The 21,833-nt window shown below is 66.9% G+C and carries 15 protein-coding genes; 6 read left to right on the top strand and 9 right to left on the bottom strand.

Annotation, left to right across the window (positions count from 1 at the left end; translation table 11 throughout):
• Positions 1 to 1,082 (bottom strand): hypothetical protein (locus tag WBV89_RS08225; protein WP_423980848.1); only part of this gene is annotated, 1,082 nt, incomplete at its 3' end.
• A 55-nt stretch (positions 1,083 to 1,137) separates the two neighbouring features.
• On the opposite strand from WBV89_RS08225, the gene WBV89_RS08220 reads away from it, so the two are divergent.
• The gene (locus tag WBV89_RS08220) at positions 1,138 to 1,857 is read left to right on the top strand and encodes a DUF5995 family protein (protein WP_423980847.1); all 720 of its coding nucleotides are present in this window, start codon (positions 1,138 to 1,140) and stop codon (positions 1,855 to 1,857) included.
• A gap of 150 nt (positions 1,858 to 2,007) precedes the next feature.
• On the opposite strand, the gene WBV89_RS08215 is transcribed toward WBV89_RS08220, so the two are convergent.
• From WBV89_RS08215 to WBV89_RS08200, 4 genes are all read right to left on the bottom strand, one after another.
• Entirely contained in the window at positions 2,008 to 3,219 is a 1,212-nt protein-coding gene (locus WBV89_RS08215) for a phytanoyl-CoA dioxygenase family protein (RefSeq protein ID WP_423980846.1), read from the bottom strand.
• A complete protein-coding gene (locus WBV89_RS08210) occupies positions 3,216 to 4,808 on the bottom strand; it encodes a class I adenylate-forming enzyme family protein (RefSeq protein WP_423980845.1) in 1,593 nt (530 codons plus the stop codon). The genes WBV89_RS08215 and WBV89_RS08210 overlap by 4 nt, the downstream gene beginning before the upstream one ends.
• 64 nt (positions 4,809 to 4,872) lie before the next feature.
• Complete coding sequence (locus tag WBV89_RS08205) at positions 4,873 to 5,811, bottom strand: LLM class flavin-dependent oxidoreductase (RefSeq protein WP_423980844.1); 939 nt, start codon at positions 5,809 to 5,811, stop codon at positions 4,873 to 4,875.
• A 19-nt stretch (positions 5,812 to 5,830) separates the two neighbouring features.
• Entirely contained in the window at positions 5,831 to 6,949 is a 1,119-nt protein-coding gene (locus WBV89_RS08200; protein WP_423980843.1) for an acyl-CoA dehydrogenase family protein, read from the bottom strand.
• A 758-nt stretch (positions 6,950 to 7,707) separates the two neighbouring features.
• Between WBV89_RS08200 and WBV89_RS08195 the strand changes: the two genes are divergently transcribed.
• The 3 genes from WBV89_RS08195 to WBV89_RS08185 all read left to right on the top strand — a co-directional run bounded on the left by WBV89_RS08195 (position 7,708) and on the right by WBV89_RS08185 (position 9,521).
• A complete protein-coding gene (locus WBV89_RS08195) occupies positions 7,708 to 8,460 on the top strand; it encodes a hypothetical protein (protein WP_423980842.1) in 753 nt (250 codons plus the stop codon).
• 48 nt (positions 8,461 to 8,508) lie between these two features.
• Positions 8,509 to 8,964, top strand: coding sequence for a hypothetical protein (locus WBV89_RS08190; RefSeq protein ID WP_423980841.1), 456 nt, complete (start codon positions 8,509 to 8,511; stop codon positions 8,962 to 8,964).
• A gap of 62 nt (positions 8,965 to 9,026) precedes the next feature.
• On the top strand, positions 9,027 to 9,521 hold the full coding sequence (locus WBV89_RS08185) for a hypothetical protein (protein WP_423980840.1): 495 nt from the start codon (positions 9,027 to 9,029) through the stop codon (positions 9,519 to 9,521).
• A 48-nt stretch (positions 9,522 to 9,569) separates the two neighbouring features.
• On the opposite strand, the gene WBV89_RS08180 is transcribed toward WBV89_RS08185, so the two are convergent.
• The 3 genes from WBV89_RS08180 to WBV89_RS08170 all read right to left on the bottom strand — a co-directional run bounded on the left by WBV89_RS08180 (position 9,570) and on the right by WBV89_RS08170 (position 18,867).
• Positions 9,570 to 10,373 (bottom strand): SDR family NAD(P)-dependent oxidoreductase, encoded by an 804-nt coding sequence (locus WBV89_RS08180; RefSeq protein WP_423980839.1) that lies wholly within the window; start codon positions 10,371 to 10,373, stop codon positions 9,570 to 9,572.
• Positions 10,374 to 10,701: 328 nt separating this feature from the next.
• Positions 10,702 to 13,434: an ATP-binding protein gene (locus WBV89_RS08175; RefSeq protein ID WP_423980838.1), complete on the bottom strand. Its 2,733-nt coding sequence runs from the start codon at positions 13,432 to 13,434 to the stop codon at positions 10,702 to 10,704.
• Between the two features lie 255 nt (positions 13,435 to 13,689).
• Entirely contained in the window at positions 13,690 to 18,867 is a 5,178-nt protein-coding gene (locus tag WBV89_RS08170) for a BTAD domain-containing putative transcriptional regulator (RefSeq protein ID WP_423980837.1), read from the bottom strand.
• A gap of 156 nt (positions 18,868 to 19,023) precedes the next feature.
• Here WBV89_RS08170 and WBV89_RS08165 point away from each other — a divergent pair, with 156 nt between their 5' ends.
• Entirely contained in the window at positions 19,024 to 20,571 is a 1,548-nt protein-coding gene (locus WBV89_RS08165; protein ID WP_423980836.1) for a hypothetical protein, read from the top strand.
• Positions 20,572 to 20,647: 76 nt separating this feature from the next.
• On the opposite strand, the gene WBV89_RS08160 is transcribed toward WBV89_RS08165, so the two are convergent.
• Positions 20,648 to 21,292 carry a TetR/AcrR family transcriptional regulator gene (locus tag WBV89_RS08160; RefSeq protein ID WP_423980835.1) on the bottom strand — a complete coding sequence of 215 codons (645 nt, stop codon included), beginning with the start codon at positions 21,290 to 21,292 and terminating at the stop codon, positions 20,648 to 20,650.
• Between the two features lie 57 nt (positions 21,293 to 21,349).
• Between WBV89_RS08160 and WBV89_RS08155 the strand changes: the two genes are divergently transcribed.
• Entirely contained in the window at positions 21,350 to 21,811 is a 462-nt protein-coding gene (locus WBV89_RS08155; RefSeq protein WP_423980834.1) for a VOC family protein, read from the top strand.
• Positions 21,812 to 21,833: the final 22 nt, after the last annotated feature.

Below are 21,833 nucleotides of genomic sequence, written 5' to 3'. Positions count from 1 at the left end.
CTCACCAGCAGTCGGAACTCCGAGCGGCGCCGCTCGACGAAGAAGGCTCCGATCGCCAACGCCATCGCGCAGCCGATCACCCCGCCCAGTCCGCGGGCCGCGTCGAGCGGCTTCTCGAGTCGATTGGCGGCGGTCCGAGCCGACGCGGCGGTGTCGAGGAACTCCGTCGTGAACAGCGGTCGACGACCCGCCGTCGTGGCGATGTCGGCCATCGCATCACCCAACGCCCCGGTACCGACCAGGTCGGTCTGGAGCCGGCGGAAACGGAGGGCGAGATCTCCCAACTCGACGAACGTGTCGGGAATCGAAGTCAGCGATGCGCGCCACCGGGTCACACCGGTCAGACCACTGTTCAAGATCGTCGATTCCTCTGCGAGGAAGAGTTCGATGTTCGGGCCGGCGAACGCGGGGACGTATCGCGGAACGATCTCGGCTGGCACGCTCGACCAGAAGGGGTCGAGCTCGTGGTCGGGTTCGCTCGACCAGAGGGGTTCGTAGAAGCCGACAATGCGGAACACCGAGCTGGCGCCACCGCCCTGCACGAGATCGTTCCACTGCTCGTCGACGATGGCTCCCGCTTCGAACGCCACATGGTCACCGAGTTCGATGGCGTGACGATCGGCGAACCAGGACGAGATCCAGATGCCGTCGGTGGTGTCGGACAGTTGGTCGACGATGTCGACCGCGTCGAGAGCACCTTCGGTCGCGACCAGTTCGGCGGCCGGGCCGACCGTTCGCAGTGGCGGAGGTCCGATCGTCACGAGACCCGGCAGCGTGTACGTCGTGCGACGAGGTGCCTCCACCTCCGGGATCGCCGACAGAGCTGCCACGATCTCGTCGTCCGCCGTCGCCGCTGATCGGGGCGCGAACTCGGACTCGACGAGGATGTCGACGCCGTTGCGCTCGAGCGACACCTCGGCAACCGCGCGAGCCGCGATGTCGTCCTTGCTCGCGGCACGCCAGACGTCCGCCGATCCGACGAGGAAGACCGGTGCCGCAGCAGCCGCGATCACCGCTGCGACCAGGGTGGGCTCGCTCCACGGAGCGCGGATCCATCGCCACCACGAGCCCCGGAACCCCACGGCCGCGCACCCTACTCCTCCGGGCCCGACCCGTCGCTCCGGCTACCATCGCGTCGTGCTCGAGGACACGATCGAGGCGTTGCGATCGTCGGCGCTCGATGCCGATGATGCCAGCGGGAACTTCGCCGCGATGTACGCCCGCGTGTCCGACCGGGTGCAGACGGCGATCGCCGACGGGCGTTTCGGGGACGGAGAGCGGATGGCTCGGTTCGCACGGACGTTCGCCGACTGGTATCTCGGGCCTCGTGGCGGCACCCGGCAGCGGCCCGCCTGTTGGGTGGCTGCCGACGACGTCGCCGACGACGCCCGTCTCCTCATCGTCCAGCACCTCTTGCTCGGGATCAACGCCCACGTGAACCACGATCTCGCCCAGGTCGTCGTCGAGTTGGCCGAGGCCGGTACACCGATCGGCGAGCTGCGACCCGATTTCGACGCGATCAACGACATCCTCGCCGAGACCCAGCCCGACGTGCTCCGAGATCTCGGACGGGTGACCGGCTGGACGCAGCTCGCCGCGTCGTGGGGCGGCCGGACGTTCAACTTCTCACTGGATCGGGCCCGGGACCAGGCCTGGCGATCTGCGGTACGTCTGCATGCGCTCGACGGTGCCGATCGCACTCGCGAGGCCGCCGAACTCGACCGGGTCGTGTCGGTCCTCTCGTACCTGATCACCCGCCCGGTCCGACCGCTCTCGTGGGTCGTACCGATCGCTCGATGGGTCGAGAACGACGACCCACGGATCGTGACCCGACAGCTCCTCGGTCACCTCGCCTGACGCTCGTCGGCCTCCTGCCAGTACAGCGTCCTCGAGGTCGCCGATGCCGCGTGGAACTGGACGTGCTGCTCGGCGAGGAGCGGTTCACCGATCATGGGTCTCCCCGGAGATCTGTGCGGGCGACGCTGGCGAGTGTTGCCGCGACGCCGATCATGTCGGGCCGGTTTCGCCGATGCCCAACGGTGCGCTCTTGCCACCGGATCGGGCCGTCGCCACCACCTCGCGCAGCGTGAAGGGCGCAGCGAGCGCTTCGGGTGTCGAGTCCGGCCCGAGCTCGCCGACGCGGACGTAGTCGCCACGGTCGGCTGCGAGCCGGAAGTCGACGAGCGCGCCGGCCGCCTCGCCTGCTGCACCTAGCGCGCCGAAACCGTGGCCTTCGTTCGTCTGGCCGTACGTCGTCGCTTGGAAGCCCATGCGATGGAGGAGCTTGGGACTGGCGCGCTCGATCACCTCCGGCCGCACGGAGAGCATCCAGTTCTCCTGTTGACGCAACCAGCCGACCTGCATCGCGTTGAGCATCACGATGCGCGGCGTGTCCGTGCGATTGATCCCCGTACCGTGGAGCACCCGCCCATCGATGATCACCATCGTGCCCGCTTCGGCATCCAGGTTGATCGCCGGACCGAGCTTGCCGACGGGCGCGCCCGCCCGAACAGCATCGGTGAGCACACGATGGCTCCCGGGGATGAGCAGCGTGCCTCCGTTCTCCTCGTCGACATCGGTGATCGGGGTCAGGAGGTTGATCGTGAGCGGGTGGCGCGAGTCGAGCGCGATGCCCTGGTCCTGATGCAGCGCCTGCGGCACACCTCCACGCACGGCGATCGCCGCGATCAACGAGCTGCAGATCCATCCCGGACCGAGTGCCTCGTCGACGAGCTGTTCGACGAGCGGACCGCGCTGCACCACCGTCGGGTCGTGCTCGATCAGCCCCTCGAAGCATCGGCCCTTGTTGACGCAGCAGTTGATGTTCTGTCCGCTCTGGGTCTTCTGAGCGATGCCGGCGAGCCGCTCGCCCTCGGCCTGTTCGAGCACGCGCTCCCGGATGTCGGCGACCTGGTCCGGGGCGATCGCGCGATCGACCTTGCAGTAGCCCCACTCGACGAAGTCACGGCGCAGTCGTTCGATGTCGTTCGTCGCGATCGGAAGGTCGACATCTTTCCAGTCGGGGTGTTTCGATCCGGTCGTGGTGTCGTAGTACGAACCGGGCCGGTACTCCCACTCACCCCATTCGGCACTGCGCTTGGGCGGGACGAAGTAGATCTCCGGGTTGCTGGCGAGGACCGACGCCATCGGCTCTCGCGACGTTACCTCCGCCCGATACATCGGTGATCCGAACTCCTGCGCGGCGTTGGTCTCGGTCATGGCGTCACCGCCCAACGGGTGCGAAGTTCGGGTTTGGTGACCTTGCCGACCGGGTTGCGCGGGAGTGCTTCGACGATCTCGATCCGCTCGGGAAGCTTGTAGCTCGCCACACCACGGCCTCGAAGGTGTTCGATCAGGTCGTCGAGCGTGGGGTTGGCATCCGGCGCGGCGACCACGAACACGCCGAGACGTTCACCGAGGTCGGCGTCGGGGTACCCGACCGCTGCGCACTCCCCCACGGCTGCGTGGCCGGACAGGAGTCCCTCGACTTCGGCGGCCGAGATGTTCATGCCACCGCGGATGATGATGTCCTTGGCTCGGTCGACGAAGCGGAGCAACGTCGCCGATTCATCGACCCATTCGAACAGATCGCCGGTACGGAAGTAGCCGTCGTCGTCGAACTCGGAACCGTCGGACTCCAGGTAGCCGTCGAACACGGTCGGGCCGGCGAAGCGCAACTCGCCGACCGTGCCAGGAGCGGTGATCTCGTCCTCGGTGGCGAGATCGACCAGGCGGATCTGGACCCCCGATGCGTTGGGCCGTGGGAAGAATCGGGCGCGTCGCTCGGGATCATCCACCGTCGCCTGGGTGGAGAGCAACGCGGCGCCTTCGTTCGACCCGAAGATGTTCACGATCTCGACACCGCGCTGCTGCCAGCCGGTGACCATCGCGGGATCGAGTGGAGCTGAACCCGACCCGATGCGTCGAAGCGAGGAGATGTCCACCGAGTCGAGCAAGCCCGGATTGGCGAGCAACATGTTGAGCAGCGGTGGGGGTGCCACCGTGTAGGTGATCTGCTCGCTCGACGCCTGCTGGAGGAAGACGGGGAGGTCGAGCGGTTGGTGAAGGTGGAACGCTGCACCGGACAGCAACCACGGCACGAGCATCCCGCCGATGCCCGCCATGTTGACGATCGGGAACGGGCACAGGATCCGGTCGTCGCTGGTCAGTCCGAGCTCGTCGACCTGGAAGCGCCCGGCGGCGAGCCACATCGCATTCGTACGTGGGACGCCCTTGGGCGTGCCGGTGGTTCCTGATGTCCAGCACACCGTGGCGACGTCGTCGGCTGCGGCGACGCGTTCGTCTCGCGGTCCGTCGCTGCGCAGGGCGAGCCGTTCGACGCCCGTTGCACCGCGATCGGGGACATCACCGAATGCTGCGAGCACGACGTCGCCGGGGCCCGCTGCGATCACTGCCGCGATCTCGTCGACCAGGTCGGGACGGTCGGGGCGAGCCCCGGTCACGAACAGTGCCGGTCGGCTCACGCCGAGGCCATGGGCCAGTTCGTGCTCTCGGTGCTGGATCGGAAACGGCACGGCGGTTGCACCGATGCGGCAGCAGGCGAGGACCGTGGTGACCAACTCGGCGACGTTCGGGAGCTGGATGGCGACCGGTGCTGCGGGACCCGCCCCGAGGCCGGCGAGGTCGCTCGCGAGTGCACCCACCGATGCGTCGAGGTCGGCCCAGGTGAACCGAACCGGATCGCCGGTGAAGAACGACGCACGGTTCGGCGCGTCGGCCAGCGCGAGCGACTCAGGGTCGCGCTCGGTATCGGCGCGAAGGAGATCATCGATCGTGGTCGATTCCATGTGGTTCGGCTGCCTTCTTGATGTGTGGATCTGGGTGTCGAGCGGGTCGTTCCTGAAGCGGCGGTCAGTCGTCGAGGAGCGCCCGCACGGCGGCGATCGTTTCGAACTCGACGTCTCGGTCTGCGCCGCATGGTGTCAGGTTGAGCGTGGTCGCCCCGGCGTCGACGTAGGGCCGGAGGAACTCGGCGATCTGTTCCGCATTGCCGGTCGGGGTGTACTTCTCGAAGCGTTCGAACGGAATCTTGTAGAAGCGTTCCATGCCGGCTGCCACGTGCGCGCGCCCCTCGGCTCGGTCGGCACCGACACCGACCCACAACTGCAACGCGTGGCGCCATCCGTCGTCCGGGGTCCGGTCGCGACCCTCGACGATGCCCACCGCATTGCGGAACCTCGTTGGGGAGCACCAGGCGGCGAGCCAGCCGTCGCCGAGCCGACCTGCCCGCTCGAGCGCGGCGTCACTGCGGCCGCCGACCAGGAACGGGACGGGGTGTTCGGGCGTGGGACGGATGATCCCCTCGGCGAAGTCGTAGAACTCGCCGTCACCGTCGACGGTTTCTCCGGCGAGCAGCGCGCGAACGATGGACAGTGCGGCGTCGGTTCGCCGGCCGCGGGTCGCCGGATCGATGCCGCAGACCTCGAACTCGTGGCGGTCTTCTCCCCCGACGCCCACGCCGATCGTCACACGACCGGGTGCCGTCTGCGCGAGCGTGGCGATCTGGCGAGCCGCGACCATCGGGTGTCGCAGTGTGAGGAGCAGCACTCCGGCGTGGAGGTCGAGGCGGGGTTCGATGCCGCCGAGAGCAGCGAGGACCACCGGGGCGTCCATGCCCGAACCATCGTGGAAGCTGATGTGGTCGGCGGTGAACAGATGATCGATGCCGGCATCGGCGATCGACGCCAGCCGGTCCCGACGAGCTGACCCGTCCAACTCCCAGAGATCCCAGGGAACGCTCAGGCCGACCGCGACGCTCGCGTGGCCGTCGTTCGAATGAGTGTTGGTCATGGTGTCGACTTCCGGTTGGTCATGCGGGCTTCGGTTCCCTCGGCAGACCGAGGAGGCGCTCGCCGATGATGTTGCGTTGGACTTCGCTCGTTCCTCCACCGATCGTGAGCGCCCGGCTGAACAGGTATCCCCAGTGGTACACGTCGTCCTGTTCCGATTCGAAGTCCTGCGTACCGAGCATCCCTGCGGCGCCCCGGCGATCCTTCACCAGCGACAGGACGTCTTGGCCGAAGACATCGGCGAGGCACTTGCGGATCGACGCGAACGACGACGGGTCGGAACCGGCCACGGCCGAGGACAGCATCCGCAGGCTGAGGAGCCGGATGATCTCCGCGTCGGTCCACAGCGACGCGAAGCGTTGTCGTTCGATCGGATCGTCCCACGGTCCCGTGCCGCGCAGGTGCTCGAAGCACTCGTCGGCGGTTGGCCCCATCCCCCAGAGCACGCCGCCTTCCGACAGTGAGAGCCGCTCGGCCCCCAGCGTGACCTTGGCCAGACGCCACCCGTCTCCTTCGTCGCCGATCAGGCAGTCGACCGGGATGCGCACCTCGTCGAACCAGGTCTCGTTGAAATGGTTGCCGCCGGTCATCTCGATGATCGGGCGGACCTCGATCCCCGGCAGCGACATGTCGACACAGAAGTAGGAGATGCCCCGCTGCTTCTCGGCGGTCGCACCCGTGCGTGCGAGCAGGATGCCCCAGTCAGCGGTGTTCGCCCAAGTCGACCACACCTTCTGTCCGGTGACGACGTACGCGTCGCCGTCGAGCCGAGCGTTGATGCGCAGCGATGCGAGGTCCGACCCTGCCTCCGGTTCGGAGAACAGCTGCGACCACGTCTGGGAACCGTCGAGGATTCCCGGCAACCACCGCTCCTGCTGTTCGGGGGTTCCGCCGGCGAGAATCGTCGGGCCTGCCCAGCCGAGCGCGATCTGGGACTCCTGGAACATGGTGTCGATGTCGGCGAGCTCGTCGTCGATGATCACCTGGTGAACCGGGTCGGCGTCGAGCCCCCACGGTGCGGGCCAATGCGGCGTGAGGTAGCCGCTGGCGCCCAGTTCGGCACGAGTGGGTTCGGGGTGCTCGGCCAGCCACGCCCGAACCGCGGTTCGACGGGGGTCATCGGGAAGCGGAAGATCCATGTCCATCATGATGCTCCCAACATTGCGCGCGACAGTACCCGCCTCGCGATGCGCGCCGACCGAGGGCAACCGAGGTCCCCTCCCCCGTCGGGAGACAACCGGGCGGCATCGGTAGGGTCGGGCGGATATGACACGCGGACTGCGTTCATTGGTGCTGGCGCTGATCGCCGTGGTGGCGAGCGCCGTTCTGACCGCGCCTGCTGTCGGGTCCGCGTCGAATGTGGATGAGGCCACTGCGGAAGCTGCCCCGTCCGCGATCGCGCCGATGCCCGCGGTCCGCGTCGGCGCTGCGTCGGGAATCGATCATCGCGACTCGACGAGAGGGCCGGACCGTCGCCTCGACCCACGTCCCATCGGGATCATTTCCACCGCCGACGTTGCGCCGGTCATCTGCATCTCGTGCGTGATCGAGTCGACGGTCTCGACGTGGAGCGGCCGCGTCACGAGGTCGACGCCGAGTCGGGCTCCGCCAGCTGCGCCCAGCTCATTGCGAGGCTGAGCCGACTCCCGTTTCGGGTCGGCTTGCGCCTGGCGTCGCCCCGCCCGAAACCACTCCATGCGCGCTCATCGTTGCGCGCTGGGTGTCACGACCCTGTGAGGGATCACAACCGATGGCTTCAACACCACCACGCCCGCGACGCCTCGCGTTGCACAACTGCGGTCGCTGCTCTGCACCACCAACGGAAGACGGAGCAGCGCGCCTTCAAACTGCATCCCGCCTGAACGGTGCGGCCCGCTGGGGGGCACCAGCCACAGCAGTGGCCGTCGCACTCGGGATCCGACTCGGCGCGTGGCTCATCGTGATCACACTGACAGCACTCGCCGCGACGGTCATCGCCCATCGAATCTCGACACACCTGTGGCTGCCCAAGGCGATCGCGATGAACGCAATCCGGCCGTGCGACTGCCCGTCGCCGGTCATGGAACTCGCGGTCGCGTCGGGCGGGAATCGTCGTGCGATCGACCGGGCGGCGACGAGTCTGCTTTCGGACGGCGAGTACCGAGGTTCCGTGCGACACCTCATGCTCGCGAGCGCCCGACTCGACGAGCTCGCCGCGCCAACTCCACCGGGAGCGCCTCGGACAGCCGCGATCGGTTTGCTGGCCATCAGCACCTTCATCGCGGCCGGAGTCGTCGCGACCGGCTCGCCGTCAGGGTTGGTGCTGTTGATCACGTTCGTCTCGGCGGCGACGGTGACGTGGTCGCGCTGGGATCTCGAGCACCGTCAACGCCCCGACCTCCTCGCCACGATCGCTGCACACCCGTCGGTCACGAACCGGGAGCGCGCTGTCGAGATCAGACGCCTTGCGCTGCTGGCACAGGTTCCTCGCCTCGTGACCACCGCGTCCATCCGGGTGATCGAGCAGACCGACCTCCCTGCCGACGAGCACCGTCGGGTGATCGACCGTGTTCGCGTCGCCACCGGCTCGCTCCCACGCCGCCCATGGCTCACCCCGGCCATCACATGGTCGACGACGGTTGCGACCGTCGCCCTCACGTTCGCCGTATGAACACCATCGAATCGACCCTTCGTCCATCACCCATTCGGAAAGAAGCCAATGGCCACCACGAAACCGGACCACCCCATCCGCACGCTCGACCCCGTCGACATACCTCGCGCCGAGTGGGTGAGCTTCCTGATCGGAGCGCTGATCGCCCTGGTGATCGGGATCTCGCTGCCGTTCGAGGCGAATCGCGTCGAGATCACGATCCACAACCCGACCGACCATCGGCTCTACATCAGTGCGACGACCCCGGAAGACTCGACCGAGACGCCGGTCGCGGTCGTCGAAGCGCAGGCGACCCGCACCGCCGACGTGATCGACCGCGGACCGGACTGGACACTCCACGTCCGGTCGACCAGCACATATTCGGGAACCGCCACCGCAACCCGCACCGAACTCACGAGCGGCGTCTACACGATTCCCACCCGAATCGGTGATGACTTCACGGCCGCCGGCGTCATCCCCGATGACAATCCGGCCGAGCCCTCATCGGCAAACCCGAGCGATTGACCACCGCCGACACGCGCTCGCCACGAAATCAACGACCCCTCCAGTGGACAGGACATCGCACCATGCATGCCATCAACGTCTTCGAAGAACACCTGCCCGGGATCGGACAGCGGTTCGACCTCGAACTCGACGACCATCAGATCCTCTCGGTCGTCGCGCTCCACGACGGCCGCCGACAGATCGCACTTCGCCACGGTGCCGACGACAGCCCCGCAACACTCTTCGAAGTCGACCGCGATCAGGCGATCACGACCGGAGCAATCCTCCTCGGCGCACGCTTCACCAACGAGACGGTCGCCGATCATGGACCCCACGACGATCAGGTCGTTGTCGAGACCGTCACCATCCCCGCCGGCGCATCCGTCATCGGACGACCGCCCGCCGACATTCTGGGCTCCGCCGGCGACGACGCCGTCATCCTCGCGGTCATCCGCGACCACACGCCCGAAGTCATCGAGATGGACCCCGAACTACACATCCACCAAGGCGACCGAATCGCGGTCGCCGCACCACGCAGCCGCCAACAAACGATCCATCGCGCCCTCACCGCGCCCTGACCGTCATGCGACCAGGGCAGCGCGCCGTCCGATCACGCGCTCGCCCAGCTATCGCAGCCGGATGATGTTGCCGGTGACGATCCGACCGGCACCGGAACAGAGCCACGCGATGACCTCGGCCACTTCCGCGGGGTCGGCGACGTGGTGATGCTCGGTGTCGTTGTGTACGAAGTCTCGAACCTCGTCGGTGACCCACCCGGTGTCGGTCACCGGCGGGTAGACGACATTGGCGGTGACCCCGTCGGCGGCCATCTCCGCCGCCGCGGACATGGTGTAGCTGATCAGCGCTGCTTTGCCTGCGCCGTATGACACCTCACCGGGAAACGCTCGGCCCTCACCGGATGTCAGGGTCACGATCCGGCCCCAGTCCGCTTCACGAGTTCGGTGTCGTTGGATGAACTCCGCCATCAGCAACGCGCCTGCACGAGCGTCGATGTGGAGCTGGGCATCGATCGCCCCGGTGTTGACGAGTTGCGCGAATCGCCCGACGACGTCGGGCTCGGTGGGCGCATAGGTGTCCTTCGTCCAACCGCTCGCGTTGTGAACCAGCACCGAGATCGGGCCGAGTTCGGTTCCGGTCTCGTCGAACAGTCGTCGAGGAGTGTCCGCGTGAGCGAGATCCGCTTCGATCAGATGACAGCGGGATCCGAGCGCTTCGATCGCTTCCCGCACGTCGGATGCGTCGCTCGTTCGGGCGGTGTTGTACTCGTCAGGCTGATCCGGATCGCCGGTTCGCAGATAGGTGACCGCGACGTCGGCGCCTCGCTCGGCGAGCGCAAGAGCGGTGGCGGCACCGATGCCGTGGTTCGCTCCGGTGACGAGTGCGGTCACGTTGGACAGTGGCTTGGGCATGGTGGTGAGTTCCTTCGTCGGTTCGGGTCGGGGACGGAAAACTCAGTTGCCTGCCACGAGGGCCACCGTAGACCAGCCCAACCCCGGAAGAACGCCCGCTGCGGGGCGGACGAACGTGCACCGAGCAGCTCCGCCACGACCGCTGGTCGATCCGGCCGACGCACTACCGTCGGGTCCGATGTCTCTCGAGCCCGGGCCCATGAGCGTCGTGCACGACGCATTCACGACCAAGCAAGAAGCGTTGGCCGACCTCGCTGCGCTGGATCTTCGGAACCGGTCAACCTGATGGACGCGCTCCTGCCGCTCCGCGACCCCGCCACGAGCCCACTCAACGCGAGCTGAGCCCGAGCCGCGCCAGTTCGCCTTCGAGGGCGCGGCGCGTCCGGTTCTCGCGGCGGATGACATCTCGGAGGTGGATTCGGCGGAGGAGCTCCGACGTGCGACGTTCAGGATCCGCCGGGAGTCCCAATGCTCGTTCCTGGGCGACGGTGTTCATCACGATCGTGCTCGGTGACCTCGCGATCACCCACGTGTCGTCGAGGAGTTCGGCTGCGTGCGCGGGTTCTCCCGCAGCGATGGAGGTCCAGGCGAGTGCCCCGAGGAAGTCCTCGGCAATCCCTGGCATCGGGTCCGGCCCGATCAATCGGAGAGCCGAGGCGAGGTCATGTCGGGCTTCGTCGACACGACCGATCACGGACATCGCAGCGCCCCGGATGGCTTCGTAGCTCAGCCTCCAGTGCTCGCCACGGGCACCTGCATCGAGGAACCTCCTGCGCGCGGCGGCAGCCTCGGCGTCGATCAGTTCTCGTTCGATCGCTGCGACATCACCGTTGAACAACGGTGCCAGCAGGCGTACACCGTAGAGATTCACGAGCGCGAGCTCGTCGACGGGGACGTTCGGATCAGGTCGTGCAAGGCGGGTGGCGTCGACGGTCTCACTCCGCCACAGCTCCCCCAGCGTCTCGAGCCAATCAACCTGCGCTGCGGTGTCGGGCATGCATTCACCGGTCTCGATCGCCGCGCGGGCGAGGCGCACGTGCTCCGCAAAGACAACCCGATTGCTGAGTACCGAATACACCATGGCCAAGACGTGGGCGTTCCCCCGCCAGCGCACCCATTCGTCGCCGGCCTCTCCCAATGCAGCGTCGGCACACCGCGACGGAGAAGTGTCTTCGCTGTCGGCGACCATCGCCAGATAGCCGCGCGCCAGATTGGCTCGGCTGCGCACCAACGGATCATCTGCAGCCGTCGCCCACGCCGCGACGTCGAGCGCTCGCTCGTACGCACCGCGGGCGATCGGGACCCCGAGCCCACCGGCGAGCAGGTCCGCCGCGAGCGCGCGATCTCCACGCGACCTCGCCCAGTCGATTGCAGCGAGAACGTCGTCGGCGATCGGGTCCTGAACGGGGCGCATCGAGTGAAAGAAGAGTCCGATCCCGTCGAGACGCTCGGCCACATGGCGGCTGTGCCGATCGCGCGTTGCCTCGACATCACCGCGCTCGGCGAGTCGGTCGTACGCATACGACCGAATCGTCTCGAGAAGCCGAAACCGGGAGCCGCCCTCGTCACGTACGGATTGCAGCAACGAGCGAGCGACGAGCGCATCGAGAAGATCCAGCGTCGCTGCCGGCGAACCATCGAGCACCGCGGTCGCCATCTCGAGGTCGAAGGCACCGGGCATCACCGAGATCCGCCGGAGCACATCGCGCTCGCCGTCATCGAGCAGATCGAAACTCCAACCGATCGTCGCCTCCAGAGTGTGGTGTCGACCCCTGGTACGGCGGCGACCACCAGTGAGCAACGAGAACCGGTCATCGAGACGCTCAACGATCTGCGCCGGCGACAACACGGCAGTCCGGGCCGCCGCAAGCTCGATCGCCAACGGAAGCCCGTCCAAGCGCCGACAGATCGCGCCAATCGCCTCGTCATCGGAGGACGCCCCGACTTCTCCGTCGGCCGTCACCCCGAGATCGACCATTCGCTCGATGAAGAGCATCTCCGCCGCCGGACGCCCGCCGCCACCGTCGAGATCGAGCGGAGGAACTCGCACGACGCGCTCGCCATCGAGATCGAGCGGTTCGCGGCTGGTCGCCAAGACCCGGACGTTCGGGCATTCAACGAGGATCGCGTCGACCTGTTCGACGACTTCGTCGATCACGTGCTCGCAGTTGTCGACCACGAGGAGCTGCCTCCCGGAGCCGAGCCGTCGGCGAATTTGAGACCCGATCTTCCCAGCCGAGCTGGGGATGAAGTCGATGGCCACGGCGAGCGCTTCGGCGACACCGGCGTTCTCACCGACACGAGCGAGGTCGACGAAGCGAACGCCGTCGTCGAATCGAACGACGACACGCGAGGCGACCTCGACCGCCAGTCTCGTTTTCCCACAACCACCGGCGCCGGTCAGGGTGACGAGACGGTGTGTCTCGAGAGCATGACGGACGCGGGCGATGTCGTCGATCCGCCCGACAAAACTGCTTCGCGTGGATGGAAGCGACACGCGAGTGGCATCGGTGGTCCGCAACGGTGGGAAGTCCTGGCGGATGCCGTCGGCCACGACTTGGTGCAGGACGACCGAACCCTCGATGTCGCGGAGCGCGTGGGCACCGAGTTCGACGAGATCGATACCGTGCGCGGGTCGACCGACGAGACGGGCTGAGGCATCGGTCGAAACGATCTGGCCGCCGTGAGCGACCGACATCGCCCGAGCTGCGACGTTCAAAGTGGGTCCGAAATAGTCGCCACCGCGCTCGACGGACTCACCGGTATTGATACCCATCCGAACCTCGAGTCGTAGCTCGCCTGGCCATTCGGCGTCGGCGAGTCCGCGCTGCGCAGCGACGGCGGCGGCAATGGCATCGGACGCTGTCGAGAACGCAGCCGCGAATGCATCGCCGGCCGTGGAGAACACGTATCCACCGAGGTCGGCAATCGCTGAGCGAAGGATGCCATCGTGCGCGGCCAACGCGGCCGCCATCGTCTCCGGCTGCTCTTGCCACCGCCGAGTGCTCGCGACGACATCGGTGAACAGGAATGTCACGGTGCCGGTCGGGAGTTCCCCCACCGCGACACCCTGCCACATCCGAATCGGAGCTCGTCCCGACGCCGGACAACCGGGAAACCCATCGCGAAGGCGATCAACACCGGAGAGATGACGTTCCGGGCTCGCTGACTTCCCGTCCACCCGGTGATCCAGCGTTCTCGTCGCGAAACCGTGCGGCCGGCGACGAAATGCGCGACGAGCGGTGTGGTGATCCCACCGGGCACTGTCCCAGATATCTGCTCGATACCGAACCGGCCTGCGATCGTCCATGCCCGCTCAGCTCTTGACCACTTCGTCCGAACACGTCGCCCGGTAGGGCGCGAGCTCGCCGATGTTGGAGTCCCACTCGTCCGGGGTGAGGTTGCGACCTGCGAGCCGGCAGGCCGCGGATTCCCAGACTCCCGGGTCGAGATCCCAGATCTGAGTACCGCGGGCACGGTCGACCTGGTCGGAGCGGAGACCGTCGTTCTCGTTCGCCAGCCCACCGACGGCCAGCCACCGGCCGTCGAGGGACAATCGGGCGATATTGCGCTCGTCGGGCCGGAGTGAGATCGGTCCGCCGATCTGCGTGCTGGTCGCGACGTCGAACAGGGCGACGTTGCGGTCACCTCCGTTGATCGCGATGACACCGCCATCAGCGGTTCCGACGACTCCGAAGATCAGTCCGCGACTGCCGTTGAACGTGCGAATCGGCTCGAGCGTCGACGCGTCGTACTGGGTCAGCTGTCCACCGAGTGAGCTGACGAAGAACTGATCGGTCGCCGTGTAGAAGGCGCCGCGCAGGTCGTCGCGCAGGATCGCGCCCACCTGTTGGCCGGTGTCGGCATCGAAGATCCGGACTCCGCTACTCGTTCCGGCGGCGATCCGGTCACCGGACCGATCGATCGTCCACGACACGAGCCCGTCGATCGGAATCGTGGCTCCGTACTCCAGCCCATCGGTGTCGAGGGCGGCGAGCGAATCGTCTGCATACCGATACAGGATTCGGTCCTTGCCGGTGTCGAGGCGATTGTCACGGATCTCGAACGGTGCCTGCCATCGCACGTCCGATCCGTTCGTTTGAGGTCCGGCCGCGGCGGAGACGTCGACTCGACCGTGTTCGACGCCTCCCTCAGGGGTCAGCGCGATGCCCACCAGTTCGTCAGGGCCCGACCACCCGGGCACCAGCAAGTCGCGTTCCACCCGGTCGGGATCGAACTGGTCGGCGATCGTGGCGACGTCGGACCCATCCTGTGTGTTCACGACCTTCGCCTGATAAGTCAGTGAGAGCGGGTCACCGCGATCGACGAGGAGACGACCGCCGCTGTGGTCGAAGTCGGAGGGGGTCCAGCCTGGAGCCACGACCCGGGTGATCGGGCCGGAGCGATCGAGACGCCATCGCGAAACCACCGGCTCGTTGTTTCCGAAGCTGACGAGTTCGGTGCCGTCGTTGGCGATCCAGAGCGATCCGCTGTTTCCGTTCTGCGCATCGAGACGCCGCCGAACGGCACCGGTGGTCAGATCGCGTTCTTCGAGTCGTCCGTACGGGTCACCGCAAAAGAGCACTCCTGCCTCCTCAGCAACGGTGAGGTTGACGCAACGTTCGAACTCGGTGTCGAACCACATCGCCTCTCCGGTGACCAGGTCGACCCGTGACACGCCGAGGCGACCGGACGTCACGATCGTCCCGTCGTCGAGCGGCCAGAGTCTCGACACCGTCTCCGGCGCGAGTGCGATCGTCCTGGTCGTCGCCAACGTGTCTGGCTGAAGGATGCGCAGTGAGCCGTCACCGGAGCCGAGTACCACCTGCCCATCCGCAGTGGCGACCGCCGACGGTCGACGGAGGAGTCGGTCCACCGTCCAGATGATGTCGTCGTCCGCGAGTTCCACCCCCGGGACGGATCCGGTCTCCTCCCCCGTTTCGGTGTCGATCGACACGAGGCTGCCTTTCTCGCCGATCGCGAGAGCGAGACGCCCATCGAGGAACTGCATCGACGTCACGACGCCGTCGATGACGACGGGCTCGAACGCGAATGCGCCGGTCGCTGGGTCGAGGACTCCGACGGTCGTCGGTCCGATTCGGGTGTCGGACCTCGACCCGATCGCAAGGTGTCCGTCGGGGGCTGCGACAAGGACGGGAAACGGATCTCCGTCACCGACGTTCGGCAGTGCTGCGCCGAGCTGTCCGGTTTCAAGGTCGTAGGGGCGCAGGACCCCGTCCTGTCCGGTGAGGTAGGCCGACTCTCCATCGGGCATCACGAGGCCACCCGTGCCGCGGTCGCCATCGAGCCGGCGGGCGTCGAGAAACCGCTCGTCGTCGGTGAACGTTGCGAAGAGCGCCGACCGAGTCCGGGGAGTGTCGGCGAGGCGATGGGCTTCGACCGCGAGGAGGGCGGCGGTGTCGCGCTGTGTCGGCCGCAGCGACTCGGCGCGACCGACCAGCGCCTCGATCTGTGCGGAGCGATCCGCTGCGATGGAACGGTCCGAGGCGTCCAGTGCGTCGCGTCGCTGCACAATCGCCACGGTTCCGGCCACCAGCGCGATGACCAGCGCTACTGCGGTCGCAGTGAGGCGCCGACGAAGTCGCCGGGTCGTCCTACGAGCGGCAACGACCTCTGCGTCTCGCGCCGCGCGGGCGGATTCGATGAAGTCGCGCTCGAGTCCCGACACTTGACGATCGTCGAGGTCGATTGCGTCGATTGCCGCTTCCAGACGAGCGCCGCTGTACAGCTCGGTGTCGTGACGCCCACCGCCGTCCCATGCACGCGTCGCCGCTGACAGGTGTCGAAGTTGCTCGAGCCACCGACGATCCTCGTCGATCCACTTGGCGAGGCGGTGCCACCGTTCGAGCAGCGCCTCGTGAGCCACCTCGACGGTCGGCTCGCGCGTCGCCGGATCGCGATCCGTGACGAGCAATCGTGCTGCGACGAATCGATCGGCCGCTGCGCTCATGTCGCTGGAGAGTTCGCCGACTGCCGCCCGCCGGCGGGTGTCGGGGGATCCATCACCCGGAGTGACCAGACGATCGAACAGGCTCCTGGCGGCGGATCGTTGGGTGTCGTCGCTCTCGAGGTACAGCGCTTCGGCACGACGCCCGATCGCGCCGGCCACCCCGCCGATCGATTCGACGGCCGCTCGTCCGATCTCGCCGTCGATGCGCCGGTCGTAGAGTTCGGTCAGGGCGAACTGCAGCAGCGGCAGCGACCCAGGTCGATGTGCGGCACCCGCGACCAGCTCCGCGACGACACCCTCGCCGAAGGAGACACCGGCATCCGCTGCCGGCAGCACGATCGCTTCGTCGAGTTCCGCCGGCGACATCGGCGCAACGAGATAGTTGCCGTCACCCAGGAGTCGCCCGAGACGGGGATGCCCGAGCGGCGCGTCCAACAGATCGGCGCGGACGGTCAGCACGAACGAGACGTCGAGCGAATCGTTTCGTGTCGCGTCGACCACCATGTCGATGAATCGGTCACGATCATCGGACCGCGCTCGGGTCCAGCACTCCTCGAACTGGTCGACCACGACGACGATTCGTCCGAAACGGTGGGCGACACCGACGAGCGCATCGGTGCGTTCGAGTCCGTCGGCGGCATCGACATCAGTGGCGCTGGAGAGCTCTCGCAGTGCGTGATCCAATGCACCCATCGGGTCGTCGCCGGGGACCGTGGTGACGGTGACGACGCCCTCAGCCTGAAGGCGAGGGACGAGGCCGGCACGAACCAGCGAGCTCTTTCCCGAGCCCGACGCGCCGACCACCGTGACCAGGCGACGCACCGTGACGAGTTCGACGAGGTCGTCCACCGCCTTCGAGCGGCCGTGGAACCCGGCGGCATCGGCCACGTCGAACGGACGGAGGCCGCGGTAGGGGTTGACTCCCGCGGCAGTTGCGAGCGTGAGTGCGTGCGCGGCGCGCCTGCGTGCCGAGTTGGCAGCGAGGCGGTCGCTCGACGTGATCGGGCTGGCGCGGCCATCGACGGTACCCGTCGCGGCACGCCAGCCGAGGACGAACTCGGCGACCGTCAAGCCCCCCGCCCCCGGGGCTCCGGCCAACCTCAACAATGCGTCGAGCCCATCCGGCACCGCTGTCGCACGGTCGATCAGGCTCGGGACATGTGCGGCGTGTCGAGACGATACGAACGGGGCGGACGTCGGGCCGATGCCGGACGGGTGCTCTCCGGTGAGCAGTTCCCACACCAGCCACGCGAGGCCTTCGACGTCGAGTTGTTGGGATTTCCGGTCGTCATCGGTGCGATCGCCGCACTCGTGGGCGAGTGCATCCACCGCGATACCGAAATCGGTGAGGTACGCCGCTCCCTGGTCGTCGAGGAGCACATTGGATGCCTTGACATCGTTGTGCGCGACTCCGCGCGAGTGTGCCGCCATCAACGCTCCACCGACTTCCTCGACGAGCCGCGCGACTCTCGGCATCGACCACGGGCCGCCCGTGACCACCGAATCGCGGGCGGTTCCACCCGTGAGCAGCCGAAACACCAGGAATGCACCGCCCGGTTCGCGCCAGTAGTCGTAGAGGGGAACGATGTGCGGGTGCTCCAGCCGCGCGACGAGTCGCGCCTCGGTGTCGAAGCGGCGCACGTACTCGGTCGAATCGGCGAGATCGGGTCGAATCACCTTGATGGCCACCAACCGGTCTGTCCCCGGTTGGGTCGCCGTGTACACCCGACCGTGCGCACCCTCACCGATCGCATCATGAAGCGTGTAGCCGCGGAGCGGGCGACCTTCGGACCGTGCCGCGCCCGCATCATCGAAGAGGATGACCCCCTCCAGGTCGATCAGATCGTGGGACGGATCCAAGCCGGTTTCCTCGGCCAGGCGGGTCCGGAAGGCGCGGGCGGCGCGCAGTGCGTCGGAGCGTCGCCCGGTGACGGCGAGAGCCTGCATCAACAGTCGTACGGGTTGCTCCCTCATCGGGGACGCTGAGACGATCTGCTCGAGGTCGACGATCGCCCGTCCGTGGTGGCCCATCGCCATCAACGCAGCGGCTCGGTCCTCTCGTGCGCTGGCGCGTCGCTCGATGAGCCGGGTCGATTCCGACAACGCCCACCACTCGTCGGTGAACTCACCGAATGGCGCTCCGCGCCACAGTGCGAGCGCCTCGTCGAACCGATCGACCTGCTGGTCGGGCATCGACGAACCCGAGTCATCCAACAACGAGTCGAACTCAACGAGGTCGAGGGTGATCGTATCGAGATCGAGCTGGTAGCCCGCCGAGCGATGAACGAGCGAACCCTCGGGGAGCACCGTGCGGAGGCGTGACAGGTAGGTCCGCATCGATCGCGTGGCACCTTCCGGAGCGAGACCATCGGGCCACAGAGCTTCGACCAAGCGGTCCGTCGACACGAGTTGGCCGCGATGCACGACGAGGCACGCAAGCAGGCGGCGTTGCTGGGAGCCACCAACTCTGACGACTTCACCGTCCCGTTCGACCTCGACGGGACCCAGGACTCTGACGTACATGGAGCGCTTCCTCCGGGTCGTCGAACGATACGTCAGATCGAACTTGGAGTCGGTTGCAGTTCTGCAACAACGAGACAGCTGTTGCAGAACGACAACGGGCCCGTGCATTCGATGCTGCGACCGGCGCTCCCGCCGTGATCTCACAAGGAGCCACTCATGCACAGGAACCGAACCCTTCCCCGAACCCGCCGTCTGTTCAGCGGACCCGACGCCCTCGGAATCATGGTCGTGGCCTGCACGATCGCGGTCGTCGTCGGAGCGTGCGCGAGCGACGACGATGCCTCGCCGGAGACCGGTGCCGCCACGAGTCAGTCAGCCGTGGCGAGGCCGTCGACGACGCAACCCGTTGCGACCGAACCGACCACGGCCGAATCGGTCACCTCGGAACCGACCCGCCCGGAACCCTCGGCCACCGAACCGTCGGGCACAGTTGGCGACCAGGTGGCGGCCGCGACTGGCGTCACGATGCAACAGTTCCGGACCGCTGTCGACGCCTATTGCGGTCCCTACGGTGCATCGGTGGGCAGCCTGCCGGCGAATGATGGCACCATCGAAACCGCTCGCGTGCAAGTCGACGTCCTGCGCTCGACAGCCGACGACCTCGCGGTCACTCAGATCAAGCCGCCCGACGACCTGCACTCACAGTTCGACGAGGTCGTTCGGATGGGTGGACTTGCGGAATCTGCGCTCGCCGATGCCGAGGAAGCGATCGCGTCGGGCGACGTGGCCACCGCCGAGGCTGCGATCGACACACATATCGGTGTGCTGACCGGCAATGCCGCACGATTCGCACTGATGGGGGCCACCTGTGCCACCGCCGATTCCGACCGCGGGGCATCTGCTGACCTCAGTGTGGTGCTCGAGGGGCAGGCCGCGCAGATCGCGACCGGGCTCGGTTCCGTCTGGGTCAGCGAGTTCGCCACGGGCGACGTCGTCCGGCTCGACCCAAGGACCGGCGAGGTACTCGCCAGGATCAACGTGGGAGAGGGGCTGCTCAAAGTGCAACGGGCTGACGAACGCATCTGGGCACGCACACGCGACGCGTTCGTTCGCATCGACCCGGCGACGAACACGATCGATGCAACGCTCGCCAAATCCGACGTCGGAGCGTTCGCGAATCGCAACTGGGCAACCGATGGCGCAATGTGGGTCTGCGACGGACAACTACTCCACCGCTACGACCCGACCACGGTCGAACGGGTCGCCACGGTCGACATCGGAATCGACTGCGACGTCGTCTCCGCGACCGAGGACCTCGTGGTCGCCTGGGTCTACGACGACGCGCCCGGCGCTACGAGGGAACCGATGGCCGCCTTCATCGATCCCACGACCAACGAGTTGCTCGCGACGTTGGCACTGCCGGTCGACGTCCTGGCACCTGCGATCTTCGACGACGTCGTGTTCTTCGCCGGCAACTTCAACTCAACCGCGGTGGTCGTCGATCGTGACGGGTGGACCGTCGCCTCGACCCACGACCTCGGTCGGATCGCCCACGGCGGAGGAATCGCGACCGACGGATCGTCGATCTTCATCCCCACGAAGGATGGATTTCCGAACGATGTCCTGGTCGTCGATGCGACCACGTACGAAGTGGTCGACACGATCACACCCCTCGACGTCAACGGTGTCGCCGTCGAGGACGGGTCACTCTGGGTCACCCACGAGACCTTCAACGTCGTCCAACGATTCGACCTTCCGACATGACACTGGGCTCATGCGGACCCGCTGCTGCTCAACCGAGCCCTACCAGCCAGGCCTCTCGTGATGGGACGAGAGCGGGTCAATCGTTGTCGAGGATGATCAGCGCAGCGATGGAGCGAGTGAGCCAGCAGCGGTATTCGTCGGCGGTGAACCCGGAACCGTGACGGAGGAGCTGGTGCACGTGCGGGGACACCAGTGCGAAGACGGTGTCAGCGGCATCGGGCGACAGCGGACCGTCACTCGAGAGGTGTTCGACGAAGCGGGCGGCGTTGTCTCGAGTCGCCGCCGCCCCGCGGTCGGCGAAGTGACACATCGTCGGGTCGGCACCGGCGGATTCGACGGCGACCATGATGAGCGCACCGGATCGTTCGAGAATCTCCGTGGCGTAGTTCGCGAATTCGGCGATGGCAGCGCCGAGGTCGTGTTCTGCGAGCGCCTTCGCGAACTCCGGTCGCTCGGCGACGGGGATCGGTCGTTCGTCACCGGCGATCGCAACACCGACGACATGTTCGAAGAGCGCGGTCTTGGTCGGGAAGGCGTCGTACAGGGTTCGTTCACCGACTCCTGCGCTCTTGGCAATCTGTTTCATCGACGCGGCGACGAACCCACGGTCGAGGAACAACGAAGCGGCGGCAGTCCTGATCCTCGCTCGTGTCTCGGCAGTGCGCTCGGCTCGTTCGCTCTGGCGGTACTGCCTCTTGACGGGACCGATGTCGTCGTTCATGATGAAACCATTCTACCGCAGTCACACTGCGGACAAAGTTGATGAGGTCGTGATTCGATGAATGAGCTTCGACTGAGCGGGATCTACTCGATCAAGGTGCCGGTACGTGACGTCGAGCGCAGCCGAACCTGGTACCAACGCACGTTCGGGTACGTCGTCGACGTCGAGTTCCCCGACGACGATGGTGTGGTACGTGGGATCGCAGGACACCTCGTCGGCGTCGATGAAACATTCCTCGCACTTCGTGCCGACCCGGCGCTCGCCGAGCAACTCCGCGGGTCGAATCTCTTCAACCTCGGTGTGAGCGACGACGACGAACTCGACCGGTGGGTGACTCGTCTCGACGATCTGATGGTCGCTCACTCACCGAAGATCGACGCCACCATCGGACGGATGGTCATCGTCACCGATCCCGATGGCTTCGAGATCCACCTCTACAGCCGCGAGCACCACGGCCTCGACCAGAGCAACCGATCCGGCTATGGGCGACGCGTCATCTCACACACCGACCAGGCGTAGCGAGTCGCAACGCCCTCCACCG

This window comes from Ilumatobacter sp., from assembly GCF_049588435.1.
Taxonomy (GTDB): Bacteria; Actinomycetota; Acidimicrobiia; order Acidimicrobiales; family Ilumatobacteraceae; genus Ilumatobacter_A.
Note: the sequence above shows the minus strand (reverse complement) of the source record. Positions and strands in the feature narration are given on the sequence as shown.